The 24,953-nt window shown below is 38.3% G+C and carries 24 protein-coding genes and 4 pseudogenes; 19 read left to right on the top strand and 9 right to left on the bottom strand.

All coding sequences use genetic code 11. The annotated features are described in order from the left end of the window. Position 1 precedes the first annotated feature (1 nt). The 5 genes from lhgO (at position 2) to ACQKKK_RS16370 (ending at position 4,436) form a co-directional block, all read left to right on the top strand. A complete protein-coding gene (gene lhgO / locus ACQKKK_RS16390; protein ID WP_427617334.1) occupies positions 2–1,219 on the top strand; it encodes an L-2-hydroxyglutarate oxidase in 1,218 nt (405 codons plus the stop codon). Between the two features lie 29 nt (positions 1,220–1,248). Next, entirely contained in the window at positions 1,249–1,590 is a 342-nt protein-coding gene (locus tag ACQKKK_RS16385) for a DUF3870 domain-containing protein (RefSeq protein WP_427617332.1), read from the top strand. 328 nt (positions 1,591–1,918) lie between these two features. Beyond that, complete coding sequence (gene glaH / locus ACQKKK_RS16380; RefSeq protein WP_427617330.1) at positions 1,919–2,857, top strand: glutarate dioxygenase GlaH; 939 nt, start codon at positions 1,919–1,921, stop codon at positions 2,855–2,857. Positions 2,858–3,174: 317 nt separating this feature from the next. After that, entirely contained in the window at positions 3,175–3,441 is a 267-nt protein-coding gene (locus tag ACQKKK_RS16375; RefSeq protein WP_427617328.1) for a hypothetical protein, read from the top strand. 242 nt (positions 3,442–3,683) lie between these two features. Next, complete coding sequence (locus ACQKKK_RS16370) at positions 3,684–4,436, top strand: uracil-DNA glycosylase family protein (protein ID WP_427617326.1); 753 nt, start codon at positions 3,684–3,686, stop codon at positions 4,434–4,436. Between the two features lie 183 nt (positions 4,437–4,619). Here ACQKKK_RS16370 and ACQKKK_RS16365 read toward each other — a convergent pair whose 3' ends face one another. Further along, entirely contained in the window at positions 4,620–5,738 is a 1,119-nt protein-coding gene (locus ACQKKK_RS16365; protein ID WP_427617324.1) for an NAD(P)/FAD-dependent oxidoreductase, read from the bottom strand. A gap of 171 nt (positions 5,739–5,909) precedes the next feature. Between ACQKKK_RS16365 and ACQKKK_RS16360 the strand changes: the two genes are divergently transcribed. Beyond that, positions 5,910–6,503: a branched-chain amino acid aminotransferase gene (locus ACQKKK_RS16360; protein WP_427617323.1), complete on the top strand. Its 594-nt coding sequence runs from the start codon at positions 5,910–5,912 to the stop codon at positions 6,501–6,503. Between the two features lie 311 nt (positions 6,504–6,814). Here the strand turns inward: ACQKKK_RS16360 and ACQKKK_RS16355 are convergent. Together ACQKKK_RS16355 and ACQKKK_RS16350 are read right to left on the bottom strand one after the other, a co-directional pair. Beyond that, a pseudogene (locus tag ACQKKK_RS16355) lies at positions 6,815–7,393 on the bottom strand (transposase family protein); the annotation flags it as partial. Between the two features lie 44 nt (positions 7,394–7,437). Next, positions 7,438–7,887 carry an AraC family transcriptional regulator gene (locus ACQKKK_RS16350; RefSeq protein WP_427617321.1) on the bottom strand — a complete coding sequence of 150 codons (450 nt, stop codon included), beginning with the start codon at positions 7,885–7,887 and terminating at the stop codon, positions 7,438–7,440. Between the two features lie 547 nt (positions 7,888–8,434). On the opposite strand from ACQKKK_RS16350, the gene ACQKKK_RS16345 reads away from it, so the two are divergent. From ACQKKK_RS16345 to ACQKKK_RS16330, 4 genes are all read left to right on the top strand, one after another. After that, positions 8,435–9,580 (top strand): glycerate kinase, encoded by a 1,146-nt coding sequence (locus ACQKKK_RS16345; protein WP_427617319.1) that lies wholly within the window; start codon positions 8,435–8,437, stop codon positions 9,578–9,580. 4 nt (positions 9,581–9,584) lie between these two features. Then, complete coding sequence (locus tag ACQKKK_RS16340) at positions 9,585–10,931, top strand: GntP family permease (RefSeq protein ID WP_427617317.1); 1,347 nt, start codon at positions 9,585–9,587, stop codon at positions 10,929–10,931. 161 nt (positions 10,932–11,092) lie between these two features. Then, positions 11,093–11,440: a PadR family transcriptional regulator gene (locus ACQKKK_RS16335; protein WP_034306796.1), complete on the top strand. Its 348-nt coding sequence runs from the start codon at positions 11,093–11,095 to the stop codon at positions 11,438–11,440. Continuing rightward, positions 11,427–12,416 carry an HAAS signaling domain-containing protein gene (locus ACQKKK_RS16330; RefSeq protein WP_427617315.1) on the top strand — a complete coding sequence of 330 codons (990 nt, stop codon included), beginning with the start codon at positions 11,427–11,429 and terminating at the stop codon, positions 12,414–12,416. Before ACQKKK_RS16335 ends, ACQKKK_RS16330 begins: the two co-directional genes overlap by 14 nt. 172 nt (positions 12,417–12,588) lie before the next feature. Here the strand turns inward: ACQKKK_RS16330 and ACQKKK_RS16325 are convergent, their stop codons facing one another. Beyond that, complete coding sequence (locus ACQKKK_RS16325; protein ID WP_427617314.1) at positions 12,589–13,122, bottom strand: IseA DL-endopeptidase inhibitor family protein; 534 nt, start codon at positions 13,120–13,122, stop codon at positions 12,589–12,591. Positions 13,123–13,757: 635 nt separating this feature from the next. On the opposite strand from ACQKKK_RS16325, the gene ACQKKK_RS16320 reads away from it, so the two are divergent. The 3 genes from ACQKKK_RS16320 (at position 13,758) to ACQKKK_RS16310 (ending at position 16,706) form a co-directional block, all read left to right on the top strand. Then, positions 13,758–14,150, top strand: coding sequence for a sporulation protein (locus ACQKKK_RS16320; RefSeq protein ID WP_427617312.1), 393 nt, complete (start codon positions 13,758–13,760; stop codon positions 14,148–14,150). A gap of 21 nt (positions 14,151–14,171) precedes the next feature. Beyond that, positions 14,172–15,053, top strand: coding sequence for a mechanosensitive ion channel family protein (locus ACQKKK_RS16315; protein ID WP_427617310.1), 882 nt, complete (start codon positions 14,172–14,174; stop codon positions 15,051–15,053). A 399-nt stretch (positions 15,054–15,452) separates the two neighbouring features. Then, the gene (locus tag ACQKKK_RS16310; protein ID WP_427617308.1) at positions 15,453–16,706 is read left to right on the top strand and encodes an MFS transporter; all 1,254 of its coding nucleotides are present in this window, start codon (positions 15,453–15,455) and stop codon (positions 16,704–16,706) included. Positions 16,707–16,842: 136 nt separating this feature from the next. Here ACQKKK_RS16310 and ACQKKK_RS16305 read toward each other — a convergent pair. Continuing rightward, positions 16,843–16,968, bottom strand: a pseudogene (locus ACQKKK_RS16305) (IS3 family transposase); the annotation flags it as partial. Positions 16,969–17,474: 506 nt separating this feature from the next. On the opposite strand from ACQKKK_RS16305, the gene ACQKKK_RS16300 reads away from it, so the two are divergent. From ACQKKK_RS16300 to ACQKKK_RS16290, 3 genes and pseudogenes are all read left to right on the top strand, one after another. Then, positions 17,475–18,020, top strand: a complete 546-nt coding sequence (locus tag ACQKKK_RS16300; RefSeq protein WP_427617306.1) for a hypothetical protein — start codon at positions 17,475–17,477, stop codon at positions 18,018–18,020. 200 nt (positions 18,021–18,220) lie between these two features. Further along, a pseudogene (locus ACQKKK_RS16295) lies at positions 18,221–18,889 on the top strand (IS110 family transposase); the annotation flags it as partial. Between the two features lie 74 nt (positions 18,890–18,963). After that, positions 18,964–19,108 (top strand): annotated as a pseudogene (locus ACQKKK_RS16290) (group II intron reverse transcriptase/maturase); the annotation flags it as partial. Between the two features lie 430 nt (positions 19,109–19,538). Here ACQKKK_RS16290 and ACQKKK_RS16285 read toward each other — a convergent pair. From ACQKKK_RS16285 to ACQKKK_RS16275, 3 genes are all read right to left on the bottom strand, one after another. Further along, positions 19,539–19,859, bottom strand: a complete 321-nt coding sequence (locus ACQKKK_RS16285; RefSeq protein ID WP_427617304.1) for a DUF4387 domain-containing protein — start codon at positions 19,857–19,859, stop codon at positions 19,539–19,541. A gap of 12 nt (positions 19,860–19,871) precedes the next feature. After that, positions 19,872–21,251 carry an acyclic terpene utilization AtuA family protein gene (locus tag ACQKKK_RS16280; protein ID WP_427617302.1) on the bottom strand — a complete coding sequence of 460 codons (1,380 nt, stop codon included), beginning with the start codon at positions 21,249–21,251 and terminating at the stop codon, positions 19,872–19,874. Between the two features lie 115 nt (positions 21,252–21,366). Next, positions 21,367–22,122 (bottom strand): GntR family transcriptional regulator, encoded by a 756-nt coding sequence (locus ACQKKK_RS16275; protein WP_427617300.1) that lies wholly within the window; start codon positions 22,120–22,122, stop codon positions 21,367–21,369. Between the two features lie 213 nt (positions 22,123–22,335). Here ACQKKK_RS16275 and ACQKKK_RS16270 point away from each other — a divergent pair, with 213 nt between their 5' ends. The 3 genes from ACQKKK_RS16270 (at position 22,336) to ACQKKK_RS16260 (ending at position 24,439) form a co-directional block, all read left to right on the top strand. Continuing rightward, the gene (locus tag ACQKKK_RS16270; RefSeq protein ID WP_427617298.1) at positions 22,336–23,706 is read left to right on the top strand and encodes a TRAP transporter large permease subunit; all 1,371 of its coding nucleotides are present in this window, start codon (positions 22,336–22,338) and stop codon (positions 23,704–23,706) included. Between the two features lie 13 nt (positions 23,707–23,719). Continuing rightward, the gene (locus tag ACQKKK_RS16265; protein WP_427617296.1) at positions 23,720–24,028 is read left to right on the top strand and encodes a hypothetical protein; all 309 of its coding nucleotides are present in this window, start codon (positions 23,720–23,722) and stop codon (positions 24,026–24,028) included. A gap of 132 nt (positions 24,029–24,160) precedes the next feature. After that, on the top strand, positions 24,161–24,439 hold the full coding sequence (locus ACQKKK_RS16260) for a hypothetical protein (RefSeq protein ID WP_427617294.1): 279 nt from the start codon (positions 24,161–24,163) through the stop codon (positions 24,437–24,439). Here ACQKKK_RS16260 and ACQKKK_RS16255 read toward each other — a convergent pair whose 3' ends face one another. Then, on the bottom strand, positions 24,440–24,667 hold the full coding sequence (locus ACQKKK_RS16255; RefSeq protein ID WP_427617292.1) for a DUF3923 family protein: 228 nt from the start codon (positions 24,665–24,667) through the stop codon (positions 24,440–24,442). Positions 24,668–24,953 lie beyond the last annotated feature (286 nt).

The raw sequence follows: 24,953 nt of genomic DNA, 5'->3' as shown, positions 1-24,953 counted from the left end.
TGTGTATGATTTCGCAATTGTTGGTGGGGGAATAGTAGGATTATCGACGGGAATGGCACTTTATCAGCGTTTTCCTAATGCTAAAGTGGTAGTCATTGAAAAAGAGGCCGTCGTTGCAGATCATCAAACGGGGCATAACAGCGGCGTCATCCATTCAGGAATATATTATAAACCAGGCAGTTTCAAGGCACGGTTTGCCCGTCAAGGAAGCAAATCAATGACGGAATTCTGCCGGATGCATGGAATTGAACATGATATTTGCGGAAAGGTCATTGTTGCAACAAAGCCAGAAGAATTGCCCCTTTTAGATGATTTATATTCACGCGGTTTGCAAAATGAGCTAGCTATACAAAGAATCGGTGTGGAGGAGTTAAAGGAAATCGAACCACATGTCAATGGGCTTGGTGCAATTCGCGTCCCGCAAGCAGGCATCGTCAATTATCGTCAGGTAAGTGAAAAGATGGCGGATATCATCCGGGATAACGGCGGTGAAATCGAGCTGAATACAAAGGTGGAGAAGATTGAAGAGAATTTTGATGATGTCATCATCGAAACGAACAATGGTACCATAAAGGCAAGGATGGTCATTAATTGCGCAGGGTTACACAGTGACCGTATCGCAGCAGCTGCAGGGTATAAAACTGATATGAAAATAGTCCCGTTTCGGGGTGAGTATTTTAAACTAAAGCCCGAAAAGCGCTTCCTTGTCAATCATTTAATTTATCCGGTACCTAACCCGAAATTCCCATTTTTAGGGGTTCATTTCACACGGATGATTAGCGGGGAAGTAGATGCTGGACCAAATGCTGTACTAAGTTTCAAACGGGAAGGTTATAAAAAAACCGACTTCAATGCGAAAGATTTAACTGAAGTTTTACGCTATAAAGGTTTTTGGAAGCTGGCTAGTAAATTCATGAAGGAAGGGATGGAAGAATATGTCCGTTCTTTTAGTAAGAAGCAATTCACGAAAAGTCTTCAGGAGTTAATTCCTGAGATTCAAGAAGATGATTTAATCCCTGCACCTGCTGGAGTCAGGGCCCAGGCGTTACAGGATGATGGTAATATGGTGGATGATTTTCATATAATCATGGGAAAACGCACCATTCATGTATGTAATGCACCGTCACCTGCTGCAACAGCTTCCATTGAAATTGGAAAAGAGGTTGTTAATCGTATTCCGGAACAATCACACTTATTGGAAGCTGTATTGACAAAATAAAATTCGTTAAAGAGAGAGGAAGAAGTCTCATGTTCAATGGTAAAACAATTTTCATTGCTGGTCATGCACGTTTACCTCAAGGAATGGCAGCGAAAAGTGTCTTTGAAACATTGACCATCACTGCAGAAGTCGATGCTAAATACGGGGTTGTCCTGGAAGCTTCTTGTACACTGGCAACAGAGCATGGCCGGGAATTCATTGGGCGTTTGTTAAAAGGGATCAGTCTAAATGATGGTGTTGATGACGCGGTAGAATCGATTCAAACTTATTATCGGGGGAAAGCGGCTAATGCATTGATTGCTGCCTTAAAGGACCTGGATCTCCATTTTCAGCAAATTAAAGCAGGAGAAAAAACGAAACTACCAAGTTAGCAATATGATTTATCAGAATAATTTGTAAAAAGCGTTGACAATTTCACTAAAAAACGTTTAAATGGAATTAAGCCAATATTATGACATTAACACCTTTTGAAAAATACCATTTCAGAATCGTGTAAAGATCTTAATGATTGGTAGCAGGAAAAATAAATCATACATAAACTGCATATTCGCTGTGACTCTATTCGCATAGAGCAGTGAAGTGAATATAAGCCAGTTGTACAGTTGGATTCCTATTTTATTTAGGGATCATGTGCGACTGGCTTTTTATATTTCCAGTTAACTTTTTCACCCCTATAACAAATAACAGGAGGAATTATTCATGAGCATTGCAGAAAAAAAGAGAGCTAAGTTTGAAAGGAAAACAGAAAAATATGAGGTGAAAGTCCACCCTCAAACCAGCCGACTATATCATATTGAAATTTCTAAAGAGGCAATTGCAGCTTTATTAGAAACGGCATTGAAGGATAATCAATCTGTTCAACATCTGGAATATACACCATACTCAAGACTCATCGTTGCATCATATCTATTGGACCAAGTAGGGGAAGACTTTGGTGAAGTGCTTAGGAACATCGTACATGATCGGGATTCCGGCGGGTTCACACTAGGTTTGGAAGGTGTCACTGAAAATACAGATGAATATGTCATTTTTGCAACGGCCATTTCATACTTGCTAGGAACTCCTAACCATGATGCAATGTCAGGAAAATATTATGCACGTTTTAGTGTTCAAGACACGGATAGCAGCGATTCATATTTGCGTCAAGCCTATCGTTTATTTACACTTCATACGGACGGAACTTTTGTAGATGAACCAACGGACTGGTTACTAATGATGAAGATGATCGAACAAAATGCACGCGGTGGCGAATCACGATTATTGCACCTAGACGATTGGAAAGAGCTTGATATGTACGTTAATCATCCATTATCAAGTCAAAAATTCACGTATAAGGCTCCAAAAAGCAAGAACATTGATCAGGAGATTGAAAGATTGACTTTCTTCAATCATAATAACAAACCTGGTGTATGCTTCATCGATCAATTTGTATATCCTGAATCCATTGAACAAGCAAAATACTTACGGGATTTTTCAAATTCATTAGAAAACGATGAAAGTGTAGTTGAACTGGAACTGCCTGTTGGAGATTTAGTTGTCGTCAACAATATTTTTTGGCTACACGGCCGCGCTGCATTTGAAAAAGATCCGAACCTGAACCGTGAATTACTGCGCCAGCGCGGAAGATTCAATCAATAGTTTCATTTTGTAAACCCAAATGTTTTTCTCCATCCCTAAATACCATTTAAAGATAAATTCTTTTCCACTCTTAGGTTGGAAAGCAATTTATCTTTTTTTTTTTGCAAGGTTTTGTTGAAGATTAATGATTTAATAAAAAACGTCTTCCCCCATTTGATTCTTAGCACGTTGCTCTTTTATCGTTAAGTCTTTTACGGTGGCTGTTATTAACAGTATTAAACTTACAATGGATTCGCTTGAATTTTTAGGAAAGATAGTTCAAGATTGGAAGGTGGTTAAATTAATGAACTTTTAAACTATTTTTAAGAAGAGAAAAAATGGAAAAAAATCATTTGTATTTTAATATGTTTTTTGGAACTATTGGTATCGTTCTAGTCGGGGTAGGTGCTTTGAAGTATCAAGTTGTAATGCATGATTTGGAAGGATACATCATTGCCTATGCTGGTTTTATACTTACTGCCGGTTACATAAATTACTTAGAAAAAAAAGCTGGAATAAGCAATAAAATAATTTGGCTTAAAGCGGGCATCTCTATTGCTCTATTTATAATTATTTCTTTTATTATATATATCTATCCCATTTAACAGGGTCCATAACGACTATTAAGGTTGTAGCGGAAGGGAAGAGGAAACATTTGTAAGTTCCAAAGATTTTCTATAAATGAATAGATCAAAGAAAAATCATCCGTAAAGGACATAACAACAATAATAAAAATACTGTGCTAAAGGGTGTTGTTGATTTTTTTTATGTTAATAATCGGTAAGGTAGTTAAACAAAGAAAGAGATAATTTGAATTATTAATTTATAAAAAAGGGGATAGTGTTTTATGGGGATCGCTAAATTTTCAAATTTTACGCATTTTAAGAACTTAATTAACGCTTTACCTGCTGCCTTTACAGATGAAATGATACAGAGCGAGCAATTTTTGCTTGAAAGAGATGAAAAGAAAAAACTCGAAATTTATTATGCACCTTTCGAATATGTAAATGAACGGGCCAAAGTGGTAATTGTCGGAATCACTCCTGGTTTACATCAAATGAAAAAATCGTATTCAACCGTAATTAACTTAGAGTACATACATAGCGATGAAGAGATCCTACACGAAGTAAAAAAGAATTCCAGCTTTGAAGGATCGATGAGAAAAAATTTGATTCAAATGCTAGATGAGCTTGAGTTACATATATACTTAGGCATATCCTCCACTCTGGATCTATTTAACGAAGCTAGTCACATCGTTCATACTACCTCTGTTTTAACCTATCCTGTCTTTTATAACGGGAAAAATTACAACGGAACAACTCCGAACATATTAAAGACCGAGTTTCTTAAGAAAAATATAATGGAAGGCTTTGCTACCGAAATAGGTGCCATCGATCGCCCGCTAATTATTCCTTTAGGCGTTAATGTCTCCAAGGTATTAAACTATTTAGCGGGCCAAGATTATTTGGATTCAAACAACATACTTCTAGGGTTTCCTCATCCATCTGGAGGAAATGGTCATCGACATAAGCAATTTGCAGAAAATAAAGAGCAAATGCGAATGATGTTACAGCGTTATTTTTCGAAACAAATCACATAAAAAGGAAACGTTCTCGATATGAGACAAAAAATTATTTATTGTTGTTGGTTATTTGTGGCTTAAACAATTTCCTTTAGAGAAAGAACATACGTTAACAACGATGTTTAATACGAGTGGGAGGGGCCATTTGAAAAAAAACTGACCTAGGAAAGTTCCAGGGTCAGTTGAGTGTATACATCGTATTTATATTAATATTGCACCTCTTACATCATACTTTTCTAAATCGATATCCATTTTTCTGTCAAGTGCGAGGTTTGCTAATTGGGAGCCAATATAGGGGCCCATTGTTAAACCGGATGCTCCAAGACCATTGGCAACGATTATTCCTTCCCAATCTGGCAAAGGACCAATAACCGGAAGGAATCCAGGTGTGAATGGACGAAAGCCCACCCTCGCTTCAACAAAAGTACTGTCTGTCAATCCAGGAGCGGTATTTAATGCTTTATTGAAAACCTCCTGCAGTCCCCCTGCGGTCATTCGGTTATCGAAAACTTCCGTATTTTCATGAGTCGCCCCAGCAACGATTTTATTATTATCGAAAGCTAAAAGATATTGATCACTTGGAGGCATGACTACAGGCCAGTTATTCGTATTTGCATTTGGTATTTCCAGATGAATGATTTGGGCCTTTTGGAAGCTGACTTGAAAATTCACACCCAAAGGTTTCAGTAGTTCTGGTGCCCATGCTCCAGCACAAACAATCGTTTTATCTGCAGGTATGAATTCCTCTTCAACCGTTACACCTGTCACTTGTGCACCATTATATTTAAGTATAGCCTCACCGTAAATAAGTTTCGTACCGTTTTTTTGTGATGCCCGTAATAAGGAATCACGTAGCGCGCGACCATCGATCCGAGCGGCACCACTCACGTGAACTGCTGCATATTCACTGGAAAGTGGCGGGAATAAGGCACTTGTTTCCTCTGGAGAAAGGAATGTGATCGTCCCGATTTCCGGTGCATCTTCTTTCCGTTTTGCCGCTCGGTTCTTCATGGCACTCAGTTTTTCTTCATCTGTATGTAAACTTATGGCCCCAACTTGGGCATAACCAGTCTCGGTTTCCCCATCCCGTTCAAGTTCTTCAATTAAGCCGGGATAAAAAGCCGCTCCATTTTTAGCAAGGAGATACCAAGCTTGGTTGCGCCTTTGGGATATCCATGGGCATACGATTCCTGCAGCTGCAGATGTTGCCTGTCCTTCATCTTGGCGGTCTATAATGGTCACTTCAGCCCCATTTTTAGCCAGCTGATAGGCAGTGGAAGCTCCCAAAATCCCCGCTCCAACTACAATGATTTTTTGCATATTTAACATCCCATTTCTCTCATATGTATGACACCTACCATTACTATATCGAAGACACGAAACGATTGCCACAACCGATATTGTAATTTCTTTCACAAAGTTATTTTATCTGCAGTGAATATGCTATGATTGATATTGCGAAAGCTTGAAAAGATACTAGGAGGACATAACATGTTAAAAAAACAAATGGAATCATACATATCAAAATCCATAATCGAAAACAAGGTTGAGTTGTTTAAAGAAGAAAGGGATTATGTTGAAAAGCATAAATTAATCGCTGAAGATATCACTATAGTGGAAAAAGAAAATACATCCCGATTTACAGATGCATATATTGAGCGTAGTAATAAAGAGAGTGAAGAATTGATTTCTGAAGAAAACTCTGCATTTTTATCACAATCGATCGAGTATTTGAAAAATAATAAAGAAGAATTCCTTTACTTTGAATCCAAATGGTTCGAATTAATCGGTGTTGAGGCACTTTCATTGGAAATGGATGATGTTTTCGGTACTTATAACGCGATGTTCGGATTGAAATTCCAGAAAAAAATGGGAGAGGCTTTAAAAACGTATTTAACAAAGGAACTTCAAGAAGACATTGGATCATTCAGCTTGATGTTTAACCAGGGCGATGGCCTATGGGATGTGAATTTTGCCTTGGATAATGTAAATGGATTTCGAGAAGACCTATCATTAGAAGAAACTTTTAATTTAATCTTTCATTTCCTTTTTATCCTTGTTGAAACGATCGAGGAAGATATGTAAAAAAACGAGGTACCGCCATCAAATTGATGGCGGTTTTTTAAGTTTAGAGCTTTATCCATACTTCTAGACATCGGTTAATGCCCTTTAGATTAGATGAACGTGAAAGAATTCATCAAATTAATTTTAATGATATACTTAACACTTTATTTTACAGAGGAAAGAAAAGGGTATGCACTCCATGTGGAATTATCCCATTTATGTTTTGAGTTCATTTGCTTCGGTTAGAATTTCAACTTATTATGAATTTGAGATTTGCCAATTCAAGAGCTTTTATTTGTGCTGTTACACTTGATTGTGCAAAAATTAATAGCCACTGCGTCTTTGTAGGGCTTCCACATATCCCTTGTGACGTATTCAATGTAATGCCTATCACCAATCTCTGTAAGACGTTGTATAACTTTGTTCGATTAGGCTTAATATCAAAGATGGTTCTACCTTTACGTTGGTCAATACAAGACGTGTTTTACGGGTATTCACGTTCTCTGAATGCCACATAGTCCATAAAAACGTTCCTAACGGTCTTCTCGTCAACACCAACGCTTTTTGCAACTTCTATAAAAGTCTTAGACATTGATTGCTCTTCGATGGATTCTAACAGCTTTTTGGTCATACTACGCTTTTCATCAACGGATATAAGGCGTTCCCAAAAGGTTGAGTTACATTCACTACATTTATATCTTCTACGGTTCAGTTGTAAGCCCACTCGCTTTAAACGAATGCGCAAATCCATGATTAGTTGCTTTCTTGAACTGTGGTTGTACAGCTTGTTAAAACCGAATTCAGGACAACGTTCAGGTGGTTAGACCGCTTCAACTTTACATCTTATTGGTTTCATTTTCTTGTGTTGGTCCAATTGCTGTTAGATCTGGAAGACATAGCAGGTCTGTCATGTTGTTCATCCTTTAAAAAGAATGTAGGATATTTCCCACATTCATTACTGTATTGGAACTAATATTTCACACAAATGATTATCAATCATTTGTGAAGTATATCTTTCTATAATTGGTTGTTCTCTTATTGATAGATTATTTTTTTCTATCTCAGAAAAAATATTGCACCAAAATTCTCTGACTGCATCTTTTGTATGGTCAAGCAAGAAAACAGCGTATTTCCCACCAGAAAATTTACCAACTTGAGCTGGTTTTGCCACATTAAAATCTTTATTTATAACAACGCAAACATCATAACGACATTCCTCTTTAGGAGTAACCTCTGGGTTATCTTGTGGTATCCCTAAAATTGTATAATTATCAAAAACACCATTCAACTGTGCCCACTTTTTAAAAGATTCCATTAGCTCTTTGTTTTGCTTCTCACCATACTCTCCAACGTTTCGGAAATAAGCAATCCTTGATTCAGATAATTCTTCAATAGTTATTTTCATAATTTAGTCCTCCTTTCTTAGATAAGGTAATGCGATTTAAAATGTTTTTCAAGTTCTTTTTTTAAAGAATTTGATTATACTATGGTTTAATTAATCTATTAATCCACTACATAATCCGATTTATGATGTAATTTTTATCAAGTAATTTAAATAGTAATTCCACTATATATTCCGAAGACCCGAAATATTAAACTTCCAAAAATAATCTTTTTCATATTGAACTCCCTAATATTAATGTTGCATCAACAATCCTGCCTATATACTGAATTAAACAAACACCAACCATTTGAAAGGTTATAGTAATCCGAGTTTATCATAGGCTGCTTAACGCTAAGAGAAAAGCGGATCTTTTAAAAGAATGTATCACTTATAATTTAGGAAATCAGGAAAATAACGGAAAACCTTCTATAAGATAATTTTTTCTATACAAAATAGCTAAAAAACATTAATATGTCATACTAATTTTCGTATAGACTCAACGATGATTAAAATATTTTCGAAGATTATAATTAACCTAATATAAAAATAATTCAAAGGGGACCTTAGCATGAAAATTGTTATTGCACCAGATTCCTATAAAGGAAGTTTGTCAGCATTAGAAGCTTCGAAAGCAATCGAGCGAGGGGTCAGGAAGGCGCTGCCTGATGCCGAGACTGAATTGGTTCCTGCAGCGGATGGCGGTGAAGGTACGATGGATAGCCTTGTGGCAGCTACAAATGGGCGAAAAGTTGAAGTGACCGTTAAAGGGCCTTTACTCCAAGACGTTCAGGCAGCATATGGAATCTTGGGGGATCAGGAAACATGTGTGATTGAAATGGCCAGTGCATCCGGTATATGTCTAATCGATCCAGATGAGTTGAACCCATTGATAACAACTACATACGGGACAGGGGAGCTCATTCAAAAAGCATTGAATGATGGCTGTCGAAAGTTCATTTTAGCGATCGGTGGAAGCGCTACCAATGATGCCGGAGTTGGAATGCTTCAGGCTTTGGGAATGAAGGTGTTTGATGATGAAGGGAATTCGTTGGGATTAGGGGGTGCTGAACTATCGCGTGTATCTGAAATAAATACAGAGGCTTTTGATCCAAGAATTGCAGATTCCGAGTTTTTGATTGCCTCGGATGTTCAAAATCCGTTAGTCGGACCGGACGGGGCATCAAATGTATTCGGACCCCAAAAAGGGGCCACCCCTGCCATGATTGAAATGCTTGATAAAGCTTTATCATCATGGGCTGATTTAGTCGAAGTCAAGACAGGCATTCACTTGCATGATAAAGCTGGTGCTGGTGCTGCTGGTGGAATTGGAAGTGCATTTCAAGCCTTTTTCCATGCGGAAACAAAAAGGGGTGTCGATATTGTTATGGAATATACGAAACTTGGTGAAAAACTGTACGATGCTGATTGTGTCTTTACCGGCGAGGGCCAAATCGATTACCAAACTGCTTCAGGTAAAACACCAATGGGAGTTGCACAAGAAGCGAAGAAGCATGATATTCCCGTATTTGTTTTGGCTGGATCAATCGGAACTGGTATTGAGGCTTTATATGACCATGGAATAACTAGTGTTCATAGTTTGATGAACGCTCCTATGCCTTTAAAGGAAGCAATGGAAAGAGGAGCTGAATTGTTGGAAGCTTCAGCAGAACAAGTAATGCGGACTTTTTTGGCAGCGATTAAAAATAGGGGGTAATCGTATGTTATTTATTGTTTTGGCAGTTGGAGTGTTCTTAATTGTTTTTTCGACAACTAAATTCAAGCTGCATCCGTTCTTATCGCTTCTATTAGGCACTTTATTTGTGGGTTTTGCTTCTGGAATGCCGCTGAATCAGATCGTTGAGAATATTAACGGCGGTTTTGGCGGACTGATGACGAGCATTGGACTTGTAATCGTTTTCGGGACAATAATCGGGACCATTTTGGAAAAGGCAGGGGCTGCATTACGAATGGCTGAAGTCGTATTGAGGATTGTCGGTCCTAAAAAACCGCAGCTTGCCATGAGTATGATTGGTTTTATCGTATCCATACCCGTTTTTTGCGATTCAGGTTTCGTTATTTTATCGAGCTTAAGAAAAGCATTGGCGAGACGCGCAAAAGTAGCGGTTGCTTCCATGTCAGTTGCGCTTGCAACTGGTTTGTATGCGACACATACACTCGTGCCTCCAACTCCAGGGCCAATAGCAGCAGCCGGGAATATCGGAGCGGATGGATACTTAGGGACGGTCATTTTGATTGGTCTTATTACGGCCATTCCAGCTGCACTTGCTGGTTATATATGGTCAATGAAAGTAGCGACCAAGATAGAGGTTGAAGATGACAGAAGCCACCTGGATTATGATTATGATGAAATTGTCCGTTCATTCGGCAAGATGCCTTCTGCATTTCAATCATTTTTACCGATCGTTTTACCGATTGTCCTGATTGGAGCCAGTTCTGTATTAACGCTCTTTGGTACAAAGGGGGGTATCGCCGAATTTTTCGTATTCCTTGGCCAGCCGGTCATCGCATTGCTCGTTGGAGTAATTGCAGCTCTGACATTGCTGCCTAAATACGATGAAGAAACGTTGACAAACTGGATAGGAGCAGCCTTATTGGATGCCGCGCCAATTTTATTGATCACCGGGGCGGGCGGAGCATTTGGTACAGTCATTAAAAATACGGGGATTGCAGATATCATCCAAAGTTGGGATATGGGCAGCATCTTTAGCGGCTCCTTGTTCCTGTTGGTCCCGTTCCTAATTGCTGCTGGGTTGAAAACAGCTCAGGGTTCTTCCACAGCATCCCTGGTCATCACTTCATCTTTGATTGCCCCCATGCTTCCAACCTTGGGTATTGAAGGAGCTGTTCCACTTGCACTGGTAGTCATGGCTGTTGGTGCAGGTGCTATGACTGTAAGCCATGTAAATGATAGCTTCTTCTGGGTGGTCACCCAATTTAGCGGGATGAAAGTGACGGATGCCTATAAAGCTCAAACGATGGCAACCTTAATACAAGGGGTAGTCACGATTATCACGACGATGATATTATGGATCATTCTTGTGTGATATTAACATAATGGAAAAACGGAGAGGCGTGAAACGCTTCTCTTTTTTATGCTTAAATAGAATATATTTTCATTTTTATGATGTTGTAAGAACTAAAATAGTGTATGATACATAGTATAAGGTATGGTGTACGTCACATAGTATAGAGAAGAGGTGATTGGATGAGCACTTTACTGAATTCATTAACCACTGAGCTGCGCAGAGGCACTTTGACATTAGCTGTTTTAAGTCAGCTCAAAACCCCTCAGTATGGGTACTCGCTTGTCCAGCGTTTAGAGAAGTCGGGAATTACCATTGATCAAAGTACTTTATATCCTTTGCTTCGCCGCCTGGAAAAACAAGAATTGGTCACCAGCAGCTGGGATACTTCTGAAAGTAGACCGCGCAAGTACTATTCTTTAAGTGATTATGGGGGAGAAATCTTCACGCAGTTAAAGGAAGAATGGGAAAAAACTTCTCAAGAGCTTTATATATTATTAAAAGGAGAGGGAGAAGATGGAGCAGATTGAACTTTATATTCAGGAAGTGACACGCAGGCTGCCAGAAAAAAACCGGGAGGATATTGCGCTTGAGCTTCAATCCACAATCGAAGATATGCTTCCGGAAGATCATTCGGAGCAAGACGTGAAAGCGGTACTTTTAAAGTTAGGAGATCCGGTTACACTGGCAAGTCGTTATCGTGATCGGCCAATGCATCTGATCGGGCCTCGTTATTATGATGTTTATATCAGTCTGTTGAAAATGATTTTACCAATCGCTGCAGTCATTTCACTGATCGGGTTAGTAGGGGATAATCCGTTTCGGGATACGGGAAATACGGTTATGGAAGCAATTTTAAAAATAATTGGGAATGGAATATCAGGTATCATCAGTACAGGTATCCAAGTGTTTTTCTGGTTAACGCTTTCATTTGCCATTTTAGAACGCTTGGATACTTCAAAAGACCAGTCGCCTTTAACAAAAGACTTGAAACCATGGACACCGGAAAACTTAAAAGATATTCCGAACATTTCAAAGAAAAAAGCGGTCCCTATGATCGAGGTTTTTGCAAGCTTGTTAGGCCTTTCCGTATTCGCAGCCATTTATTTCAATGCAGCAAACCTCTTAGGCGTCTATGAAAAAAGAAATGGCAGTCTCATTTTCGTGACACCTTCTTTCAATCAAGAAGTCTTGAATTCCTATTGGCTGCTGGTATCATGCGTCGTCATCATTGGGGTGCTGTTGGCGATTTATAAATTATTTTTAAGGCGATGGACCCTGAAACTAGCCTTATTTCATGCCATATACCAGCTGTTATCCACTCTCACTTTCATCATCATTATCAGTAATCCTGATTTATTGAACCCGGAATTCCTTGCATACCAAAGAACACTATTCTCAATCGATGAATGGAAAACCTCGATTTACTGGGGTCTCATACTCATCACCATCATTTTTGCCGCCTACGATTCATATAAAGGCTTCCGAAAGGTAAAAATCCGTTAAGGCACAGCATCTTAGCTGTGTTTTTTTTGTTTAAATGTTTTGTGAAGGGAAAAGTGGGCTTGTCTGAATGGATATTTCTCAAGATACAAGGGAAAACAGAAAACACCTCATATGCTGTATAGTTTTTAACTAACTATACAGCATATGAGGCGTTACATTTCAACCCACTTTTTTATTGAACTGCATCGAATTGATTAACTTTCCACGTTGATCCGGACTTATAAAAGGTAACTGTTCTTTTTACCGAGTCACCGTCGACAGTAGGTACAGTTAAATTATAGGATCTAACGTTAGTTTTTTGATAGGCCAATTTAATTTTTGCTTTTCTCCACTCTAACATGCTGTCGCCGTCTCCGATTGGACGGGCTAATTTCCCTTTATGGGTAATGTAGTTATATTTGGTCAGTCCTTTATCAATTGCGTTATTAGTAAATGTCTCTTCTAAGTAGTTAGTCAATTTATCTTTTGTATTGAACTCTTGGCAAATGTATGAAAACTCTGTCCCTTTATAAGTGAATGTTTTTTGTGAACATGAACGGTTTTTGTATCCATGTAATGCATTCCAAAAATGTTTGCTGGCATTATCGGCTATCTTTAATGCATTTGCGTCAGATAAATTCTGTGATGTGGTTTGTGCGGTAACTTGAGCACTTAATGTGAAAGAAATAATGATGATGGATAATAGCAAACTTAAAAACTTTTTCATACTTGATCTCCCCAATCCCTAATAGGATACTTATGTAACGAAAACTTAATTAATATTACAATTGTTACATTTATATTACAACATGATTGGCGTAAGTAAAAGAGAAATCTTGTTAATTTTTAAATAAATTTTTTTATATACATCGTTTGTTCACTTTATTCTTTTTGAAAGGACTTGGCTGTTACATACTTATTCCACCAACTGGCCTATTTAAAACCCAGCAGATAATACTTTTTCAATAACAGGACAGGTTAATTCATTATATTTTCATTAATATTAAGATATGTACAAAGAACCCGAATTTCCCGGTTAGAGCCCGAAAATAATAAAACATTAAGGTTTGACAAACTTTCTGATCTTAACGTATGATAAAAATTATACTTGAATACTTTCTCCTAAGGGGAGTAGCTTTTACAACAATGTCGTCATTACGGAGTTCAACGCTCTCGGTGTTGTTGGCAGCATATTGTTGTTAGCCAGACCTTACCTATTGGTAAAGGTCTATTTTCAATTAGTAAACCTTTACCGAAATGGGTAAAGGTTTTTTTTGTAGTCCTGATGATGAAGCCCTTCAGGAAATGTATAAATCTGTGGGATGATAAAGAAAAAAAATAAATATAAATGGAGTGTATTCTTTGATACTTAGAAAATCTTTATTACTTTTAGGGATAGGTTCAGCACAAATAGATTTAATCCTTCCAAAAAATACGTATAAATCCGGTGAATTAATAAACGGCTATTTTTTGATTAAGGGTGGTACCCAGGAGCAAAGAATAAGAAGGATCGAATGTGATTTAATTATGGATACTCATTCTACGGGAATGGAAAATACCCTTAAGACGAGCACCATTTTATCTTCAAGTGAGATTGAGTCAGGGGAAAGCAATGAAATTCCTTTTAACTTTCATCTTCCTATATTAAAGGAGCCTTATAAGCGTGGGGTTTCCTATCGCCTTAAAACAAGACTTATATTGGATAAAGGGATAATAGGAAAGGATGATGATTGGATTTTAATCGATTCTGAATAAAGTTGAAATAGAGGTGTGAACATGGATATCTTGAATTTAACGGAGCGTGCTTTGGATTATTTGAAGGAATTCTTATTAATGAGGCTTTTTATATTAGCTTTACTGTTATTGGCGGTATATTATATTTTAAATAAAATGGTCGAATGGTTCTTTAAAAGATCTGATTTTTTTGAGGAAGAAGTGGAAAAAACGATACAGGGGGTTACTCGTTCCAGTCTCAGGTACGGCATAGCTGTGATTTTCCTCATTTATTTGATTGGACAGTTCATAGATATAAAAGGAATTTTGGCAGGAGCGGGGATTGTGGGAATCGTTATCGGATTTGCCGCTCAGCAAATGCTTAAGGATATTCTATTGGGATTCGTAAGGCTGTCTGATAATGAATTCCGTGTAGGGAATTTTGTGACATTCAATGGGACAAGTTCCGGAACTGTAGAGGAAATCGGTGTCAGGTTCATGCAGATCAGAGAATGGTCAGGAAAATTGCTGACCATCCCACACAGTGAAATCAGGACGATTCAAAATTTTAATAAAGGTAGAATGCGAATCATTGAACGCATAACAGTAAGTTACCAAGAAAATCCCGATAAGGTAAAACGGCTATTGGAAGAAATATGTCTTATCTGCAATGAGAAATATGACGATAGCCTTCTAAGGCTAGAGGATGGTACACCTGAAGAGGATTTCAGATACATTGGCATTACGGATTTAAATCCGAATCTTAAATATGTGGGATATGAACTATGCATAGTGGGGCTTGTAAAACCTGAACATTACTTTGAGACAGCAAGAAGTGTTAGGTTTGAGATGATGGCTGCTTTACATGAGCATCAAATTCTTATGCCATCTTCTCATTTACTTGTACAGGCGAATCCGAATTATGAAGGTATGCTAGAGAACTGATAAGAAGCATACACTTGCACGGGCTCTTCCAGGAAAAGATCATGAAAAAAATTGTGGCGAAGTGGTACAAAGTACAGAAGCATTACTCAGCAAAAACCCTGAAAACTTAAGAATATAAAAGGGTTTTCTTTTAATTGAATTTTTATCTTGATTTTTCAGATTAAATGGATTATTATAAATTTAGCATAAAATGGAAGGGGAACGTTTAAACAATGATCATTTAATCCTATTATTTAAGAAAAAATGCGTGTTAAATACGATCTTTTTTTCTGGATAGGATTAGTCTGTACATTAAAATACAAACAAAGATCATTGTGTTCCTTCAATTAGGGATATCATACCTTTTTAAATTTGTATTGTACTGCCTCCTGTCCAGATATTTCACAGGAGGTTTTTATATTGGAAAAAAACTCATCTGTAACATTGAGTAATAATGAACCTAACTTATTTACAAATCGTGTATTTCGGGCCATCATCTTTTCAGGCTTGTTTTTACAAATTGGGATATGGGTGCGGAATTTTGCAGTTTTGTTATTCGTCATGGAAAAGACAAATGGAGATGCCTTTGCCATTTCAATGATTTCAGTAGCGGAATTCGCACCCATTTTTATTTTTTCATTTATTGGAGGGACGTTCGCTGACCGCTGGAGCCCGAAAAAAACGATGGTTTGGTGTGATATTTTAAGTGCAATATCCGTATTTGCTGTGCTTACCACGCTTATCCTCGGAAGTTGGAAAATGGTGTTTTTCGCAACTTTGATTTCGGCGATACTTTCTCAATTTTCTCAGCCATCAGGCATGAAGCTATTTAAAATGCATTTGCCAGAAAGTCAAATTCAAACTGGGATGTCAGTTTATCAGACCGTTTTCGCAGTATTTATGGTTTTAGGTCCGATTCTCGGTACATTTGCCTTCCAATCATTCGGGATCAATATCTCGATTGCTATAACTGGCCTCGCGTTTTTATTTTCAGCTGGTGCACTAGCTTTCCTTCCAAAAGATCGCATACTTGATGAACAAAAGGCCAAGACAACATTGTGGCAGGAAATGAAAAGCGGAGTGAGCTACGTGTTGCGAAAAAAAGAACTGAGTCTGCTTGGTTTATGTTTTCTCGCAGCCGGGCTCGGACTGGGCTTCATTCAGCCGCTCTCGATATTCCTTGTTACCGAACAACTGGGTCTGCCTAAGGAAAATCTTCAATGGTTATTTATGTTGAATGGGGTTGGTATGATTTTAGGCGGAGCAGGAGTGATGATTTTTGCCAAAAAGGTGGCACCTCAGAGATTATTAGCATTTGGAATGCTTGTGAATGCCATTGGAATAGCGGTAATGGGGCTTTCAACAAACCTTTGGGTTACACTTGCTGCCGAGTTCTTTAATGGACTGATGCTGCCTTGTATTCAAATTGGGATTAATACATTGATATTACAGAGGACCGAAGGCGAGTTCATCGGAAGAGTCAATGGAATCTTAAGCCCATTGTTTACTGGCTCCATGGTTTTGACTATGAGTGCTGCAGGAGTGTTGAAAGAGCAATTTTCACTCGTTGCCATATTTGAAACCGCGGCTTTCTTTTTTATCCTAGGGATGTTTTTCATTTTGCCATTGTACAATCAAAAGGCCGAAACAAAACCCTTGGAAATTCAATCGTAAGTGTTAGTGATTGACTTGGTTGGAGAAAACGAGAGGGAAATCTCAATTTAACATGAAGATATCAGTTATATCCATATTGACTTTAAAGCAAAGCAGCCAATTGAAGTGAACCCAAAAAGTTAGACACTTTATTTACTTACGCTGCTTCTAAGGATTGAGTTCGGTATTGCACCGGACTTAATCCTTTTAATTTTGCCTTGATCCGTTTGTGATTATAGTATTCGATATAGTTTTCCAGCTCTTGTTTGAAATGGGACATGCTGCTTTTCTTTTGTTCTTATATTCTTGAATAAGAAGAGAAAAGGAGATCTTCGGAATTTGGGAGAAATGTATCTGTTATACCTTTCGAATATTAGATAGGGATCGACAAAGACACATATGTAATGACATTTATTTTTGACTTTGACTATACTAAGTGGGATGTAGTAACTGCCCAACCTTTTCCTAAAACAGTTGCTGAAAAATCATGGCTTGTACGTTTAGATTTTCCCAAAGCACCTGGAGCTAACTTAGTCCAAGGTCGAATAATTTAAACCAAAAGTAAAGTAAGGAAAAAGGATGGTTGTTTGGTTCCAATACCATTAAATTGCTATTCCTTAATGAACTAACGGGTACTTTAGCTGAAGATCGGAGCTGTATTTAAGGCATCTTTTTATTTATGCAACTTTCGGGGCAGATAGTTGAACAACTTCATAGGTAATAATGTATTTTATATAATGGAATTACAAAAGAAGGACTATTTTTCTTTAACATGAGGAGAGAAGAAATGTGCGATTAGCTACTGCATTAGATAATGAGAAATCTAAAGAAATAAGAAAATGGTTAGAACAATACATATTTCCAAACGATTTCCTTGAAGATAACTTTTTTAATACAAGTACAGTTTTATATTCGGTTGATTTGAATAATCACCTTACTCTTTTCCATTCAGTTGTTCATAATCTAAAACCTGCAAAATTTTCTCCAGAAGATTTAAATGAATCTTTATTAGAAGGATGTAGAATGTTTGGAATAAATGAGGGGTGTAATTATTTTAATGTTAATGTTCACGATAATATTTCACGGGTAATAGAAAGCATTGGAACTTATAGTTTAAAGAGACAGGATAAAACATCTGTATTATTTCCATTGTATTACCTATTGACTGAAAACACTGCAGATGAAGGCGGTACTTCTTATACTGGGCTTATAGGCAAGGATAAAGAATGGATGTTATCAATTGAGTTCGAGAATGAGATAATTTTTAAAGTTCATGGTAATGAAGAATTTTGTAATTTTGTTAAAAAACTATTATTACAGAATAAAGAAACATGAATGTAATCATTATTATTCAACTATCAGGTGCTTTACTTCAATAAGGAGTTCACTTCGGCAGCTCTTTTTCTTATAGAACTATAGGTGCAGGATAGCATTCCTGTAGATTGTTAAATATCAGGTTTGAAAAAAATAGAGCTCCTCATTAAGATAAGCGTATAGAGTCCAATCTAACTCAGAGTCTTAAGGAGGGCCTGATTATGAATTTTAAAATGCAAGACAAACAAAATCAACTAATTGAAAGAATATCTGTTATACATCTTATTATTGGTGTGGATATCACTCAACAATTACAATTAACTTCCGTGGAATTGTAGTTGGAGACCCTATTACATTTGAAAATAATAAAGAGGGGTTCGTTTAACTATTAAACTGGATTCATGATTTAAAAAGATTAAAAAACTTAGATGCAGCAAAATAGTAGGTATGGAGCTACAGGCCATTACTGGATTAACCTTTCAAAATGGTTATATAACCAAAACATTGGGGTAGTTACTGTGAATCCCCACTTAGTTAAAAGGAATAAAGAGAATCGTGATAATACCCAATCTAAGAGTGATAAAAAGATGCGCTCGTTATCGCGGATATGTCAAAAACAGCTACTATTCCTTTATTGGCCCATCATCAGAATCATTTGAGAAGCTTATAGTTCTAATGTCTAATGTGATGTGATTGTTAATCGTCTCGTAATGTCTATTAATCAAATAAATTGATGGGTAGATGTTGTCTTTCCAGAGTAGCGACAAGTGTTTAAAGATGTTTCATGCAAAGGAGCTATCGCAACCCTTCGCTTGTTTCCAACTCCTGATCAACTATCTTCAATGGTGCCATTAGATGACATGAGGGGATGGAAGTCATTAATGAAAAGATAGGAAATGGGAATGGTGAAAAACAAGAGGTATAGAATGGGATACACCTTAAAAGTGGTTAGTAATGGATACAGCTCCATACAGGTTATACATGGGTAGTGGATATGGACTTGGAGAAGTTCTTCGATAAAGTGAATCATGACAAGCTCATGGGAAGATAAACGAGTTCTCAAACTGATTCGTAAATTCCTTCAAGCAGGCATTATGATAGGCGGACTTTCATAAAAGTGAGGAGGTCCATTAAGTCCTTTATTATCGGAAACCGTTTTTCTGGTTGTTCACACTACCCTTTTTGTCGTCATACTGAAGCAATTAATAATTAAAAAGAGCCTACCTCCAATTGTTAGACACCGTATAACAATTGGAGGTGCAGTTTTTTATGACGAAATATACGGTGGAAAAAAATCGTATCAATAGATTACGCAAGAACGAAACATGAGCACAACGTCATCGAAAAGATGGGTAACTAGTTATCGAGAACATGGGATGAAAGGATTAGTTTCATTCTATACAACTTATCTTTATAGGTAGGTGGCATAGTATCAATTTTTACTGTTTACCGGTCAGATGAGGTGTTTTACCGGTTGAACGTCCAGTCAACAGAAAAAACTGGACACACTTTCTGTCCAGTTTCGCTCGATAATAATAATTAAGCTGTTGGGACCATGACATCCAGAAGAGGCGGGTACTGCTGGCAGCCGAAGATGTCTCCTTCGCCTGGACTTCCGCTTGGTGCCGAGCGTTTGATTGTGAATTTGATTGCATTTGCCGGATCAAATTCGACAAAATCGGTGATTCTATCTTCTGAAATGTTAAAAAGGTTAGAAACTGTTGTGCGGGTGAGAGCACCGCTGTTTCGAACTAGATCGTAGTTTTCTTTTTCACGGAAAATGATATCGAATGTAATTCTATCTGTGCCCGCGTTTTTACTTCGAATTGTTTTTGCGAGTTCTTCTAATTTTTTGGCCATGTTTTTTCCTCCTTATGCATTTACGGCTTCATTAATGGTTTCGATGTGAAGATCAAATAATTCCATTGGGTCTTGTACCGGCACGGTATGGTTCATTGTCCAGGAATAAGAAGCGGTAGACGGCAGCACTTCATCAACAACGAATGAAGCTGTTCCGGCTGTGCCTTTTACTTCAGGAAGCCGTGCGTAGAAAATTTGTCTTGTGCCCATTAATGTGACGGCTTCTGCCAGTTCTTTTGTTTCGGCAATCCCTTCGATAACGATGCACAGTTCATGGGATTTAATTTCTTTTACCGGCTCCAAGTCACCCATAACGCCATCTTTACCGAACGTGCGGAAATTCAAGTGGTAGTCGATTCCTTGGAACTCTTCAGCGACTTGCTCTTTGCAAAGTTCAATTACTTTGTCGATGTTCTGGATTGTATATGGATCACGTACACCGGCAATGCCGATGTATTTTTCCCCGACTTTTCCTGAGCCTTCTAATTTCACTTTCATGTCGCCTTCGATCGGCACATATTTTTGGCCAGTGATGCGTGTTGTTTTTTCATCGAACTGCTCGTATTTACAGTTGGTCATATCAAGCATTCCACCTACAAAGTATTCGAAGTAAGGGTTAGCCCGCTCATACATCGCGTGGCCGGCAACACTTGCGATAGTACATCTTTGGTGAGGGGACATTGCCGTTACTTTGATATCTTCATGTGTGATTGTGCCTATAACGCTTTCTTTGGCTCCGTAAGGCTCTGCACAAAAGGAAGCGCATTCAAGAACTTTCCCAAGATAGTATGCATGCTCTTCTGGGAATCCTTCGTAAATCGCCGGCGCTGCAAAGATCGCACAATCGCTTGAACGTCCGCCGATAATAACATCTGCGCCCATTTCTAGCGCTTTAATGTAAGGATGGATTCCGGCTACACCAACGATACGGGTTGTGCGGTCAATCTCTTCTTCTGTTAATTCATTGCGGCCATCAAGACCTTCTAATACAATATTGTTTTGTAATTTATCTTTTAAGTAAGATGCTTCTACTTCTGAATAAAAATAAGCAATTTTAAATGGCGGTAGGTTGTGTTCTTTAGCAAGATCTTTAATGATCTGTACATATAAGTCGACACGGCTGTTGGAACCACAATCACCGGCAGAACCGACAAGCATCGGTACATTTTGTTCGCGAGACGCAAGAAGCATCAGTTCTAAATCGTGTTTTTGCCATTTATACATGCTGACGGAACGGTCGGCTCCGAGAGCGGCTGCACCAATATCGTCGCTTCCTGAATCACAGCAGTAGTAATCTGGTTTTGTCGCTGCTGCAATTTTAAAACTTTCTTCTTTCGTTGGTGCAAAACCAAGGTGACCATTAGGGCTGACAATTCTAAGCTCTTTTTTCATTTTGACCCCTCCTGTTTTAGTACGTGTTATAACCACTCATTACAATATATCGCGTTAAAAGTTGAATGTCAATTCTGAAAATTAAAAAAAGTCCCGAAAGAGTGGATCGGGACTTTTACAATGAATCAGGAAATGGGCGATTAATGAAAAACCTGTATTTGTCACCATGATAAAAGGCTTCACGATATTCCAGAGGCTCTGTATCATGGTACATAATAGATGTTACTTGAAAGATCGGCCAGCCTTCTGACACATTCAGTATAGAAGAAAGGCGGGTGTCCGCTGTAATGGCTTCAAATGTTTGCTCTAGGTGCGTCGGCTTAATCGAAAGCTTTTCGCGATAAAGATCAAGAGTAGAAAAGGGAATCTGGTTTTCTTCGGCTTCTTTTGCTACAGCAAGCATTCTTTCGCCGATGCGTGCCGGAAAAATGCTGTCATAAAACACAATCGGATGGTCATCTCCATAGCCAAGTAGCTGGAGTTCTATTACCTTATCGGTTAAATCAATGTTCAGCACTTTAGCGACTTGCACCGTGCTCATAGCCTGCTCGTAAGAAACGATTTTCGTCGAGGCAACAATGCCTTTTTGAATCAACGTTCTATGGAAGCTTTTTAATTCACCGAGCGGCTGATCGAGTTTGCTTTGTGAAGCAACAAATGTGCCGACTCCGTGAGTCCGCTTTAGCAGACCTTTGTTTTCCAAAATATCGATCGCCTGGCGGACTGTGATCCGGCTTACGCCATGCAGTTCACATAATTCTCTTTCAGAAGCGAGTTGCTTTCCTGGTTCCCACTCACCGGATTCTATTTTTTCTTTAAAAAGAAGGCTCAATTGTTCGTATAAAGGAATCGAGCTGTTGCGCGTTAGCATATGGTCACCTTCCTTTACTTATTATAAGAGATTATACCATTGTTTCACCTATAATGAACCTAAAAGACTTGATAGTGGGAGAAAAGGACCGAATTCGCTTGAAAAACATTTACAATTCAGAATTATCTGATATAATCATCTAAAAGTGGATATAACCACTGGATTTGGTTGTTATATCAAACTGATAATTTTGTTAAATAAAGGAGGAAAAGTATGTTTGGAGTGCCGATGCCAATCGTTTTTTTGCTGGTACTGCTCGTATTTGTGGCAGTCATGTTTATTAAATTTAAAAGGCCAATGTATGAAATTATGCTGCTGTCCTTTTTGCTGATTGTCAGCTTGTCTGGCCAGTGGGAAAAAACGTGGGAGTATTTGATTTTTCCATCGACAAGCAGTCTATTTTACACGATTTTTGCTTTTATGATCATCGCTGTTATTTTTGACGCAACTAAAGTGGTGAACAGCATCGTTCAGTTGATGTTGGCTGTTGTTGGTCGTTTTCGAGGTGGTGCGGGATATGTGGCGCTGCTTGCGAGTACATTTATGGCATCGCTTTCAGGCACGGGACCAGGGAATGTGGCAGCAACAGGTGTTTTTACGATTCCAATGATGAAACGCTCTGGGTTTCCGCCTCATTTGGCGGCAACCGTTGAAATGTCAGCCAGTATGCTTGGCAATATCATTCCGCCAGCGGGGATTATCCTTTTAACGTATGGCATTATTGAAGAAACGATTCCAGGTGCTGTGACGCTCAGCGCGTGGATGATTGCGGCATATTCGATTGGTGCTTGGTTCTTTATCCAAAGATGGATGACTCTTTATATTTTGTGTCGTGTGTATAAAGTACAACCGATGCCGGCAGCGGAAATTCCATCTGTTTCCGGCAGTTTCAAAAAAGGCTGGGCCGCTTTTGTAATCCCCGCTTTGATTTTCCTGCCGCTATTTCTTGATGCACAGGCAAAAGATTTGTTAATTGGACGATTAGGAGAAGAAGGAAGTGCCGCTTACTCTAGTTCTGTTATGATGTTTACGCCTGGATTAGCTGGAGCGTATGCCATTTTTATTGGAAGAAAATCGATTTCTTCTGGAAGGCTGAAACTCGGAAAGTTAGTTGATATCTTTAGTAAATCTTTGCCGAAAGTTGTGCCGATTGCGGTAACTATTTATTTTGCTTATGCAATTTCACAGGCATTTGCAGGAATTGGCGCGGAAAAAGCCATCCAAGAATGGTTTGTTTCTTTGGACATGAGTGTAACCGCTCTCATTATTATCCTGCCGATACTTTTTGCAGTGCTGGGCATGGTTTTGCCTGGTACGGCACAGGTGGCGATTTTGGGTGGTGCCATGATTTCAGTGTTTAGTGTACTCGGCGGTGATCCGATTCTGTTTGCAGCAATGCTTCCGGCGATGACAGGTGCGTTGGAAGGGATGACACCCCCACTGGCTCTTGGTTTATTTGTCGCTATGGGGATTGCGAACTCCGACTTTTATAAAACAACGAAATTGACGATCATTTGGGTTGTGGCGCACATTGTCTTGAGCATTATACTTTTAACGGGCATTCTGCCTGTGTTCGGATTATAAAGGAGGGAATAACATGGCAGTACTTCAAAAAGCGTATGCGTATACATCATTTTTAACAATCGCTCTCGGTTTTATGGTGGGTCTTTTATATGTTGTGGCTTTTATTGTTGGAGGATCAGCAGGAGAAGAGATTTCTTTATTCTCACAGGCAGCGATGACTTGGGGCATTCGGTTAGCGTCACTGGCCGTTTTATTTGGGATTGTTTATATTTACATATCTAAAGAACACTCTTTGACCATGGATTCGGATAAAGAAGATTTAAAAAAGATAGAGGAAATAGTTGAACCTAAGGAGGAAAAGCTGGGGGATTTTACTGTATAAATGAATAGTTTTTAAAAATTACCCCTTTCTCTACAAGCTGAGAGCCTTTTGAGGGCTCTTTTCTTTTGGTTGTAAGTCTTTTGATTTTTTGATTTTGATCTTCGGCTCGCTCGGTATGGCGGCTTGCCGTAAATGGAACAGGAACTTAAGGATGTGGCTTTGAAATCGAACAGAGCTGTAGTAAATCTACTAGGCGAAACTTTAATAGAAGCAGAAGAGGATAAACAGGATATACAAGTAGTATTAGCGGTTTGGCAGGCCAAAACGATGGACGTTTTGGTTCTGCAAGAAGGTTGCATAGTGAGTATGTCAACTCCTTATCCTCCCGCTTCCTTTCGGGTTCGGTCCGGTACCGTTGACATACCCCAAACAACTATCTCTTATCTATGTCTTCACTTTAAGATATGTTGATCATTTGTTACTGGCAATTCTCAAATTAACAATTAGCCATACAACTTGAATAATTAATGGAAATATAAACGCAATCAATAAAACTATGAATGCCACTGATTTAAGCTCAGGTGTTTGAGTAACACCGGCGCCATCAACCTTTCTTAGCCAAATAATAGCTGCCCCTATCACAAAAATGATAATCCAAAATATGTTACCCATCCACCAAAAACCCCATCGTTTTTGCACATTATCATTCCTTCCATTTCCTCAACTCTTACAAATTTTGTTAATTTATTATAACAAAATTAAGGTATTTTCTACCATTTAATTCAAAAAAGCGTAATCCCTTGTTTTTGGATAAGAGTGGACTTACCCCTTTCAAGTAGACAACAAAAAAAGGCTATGCTGCCATCTGGCTTCGATATTCAATCGGTGCGAGGTGGCAGAGTCATTTTTGGAAACGTTGATAGTTAAATAAATATAATTTTCAATGGTTTTAACATTATAACAAAATACAAGAATTAAATAATTA

The organism is Peribacillus sp. NPDC006672 (genome assembly GCF_050274955.1).
Taxonomy (GTDB): Bacteria; Bacillota; Bacilli; order Bacillales; family DSM-1321; genus Peribacillus.
Note: the sequence above shows the minus strand (reverse complement) of the source record. Positions and strands in the feature narration are given on the sequence as shown.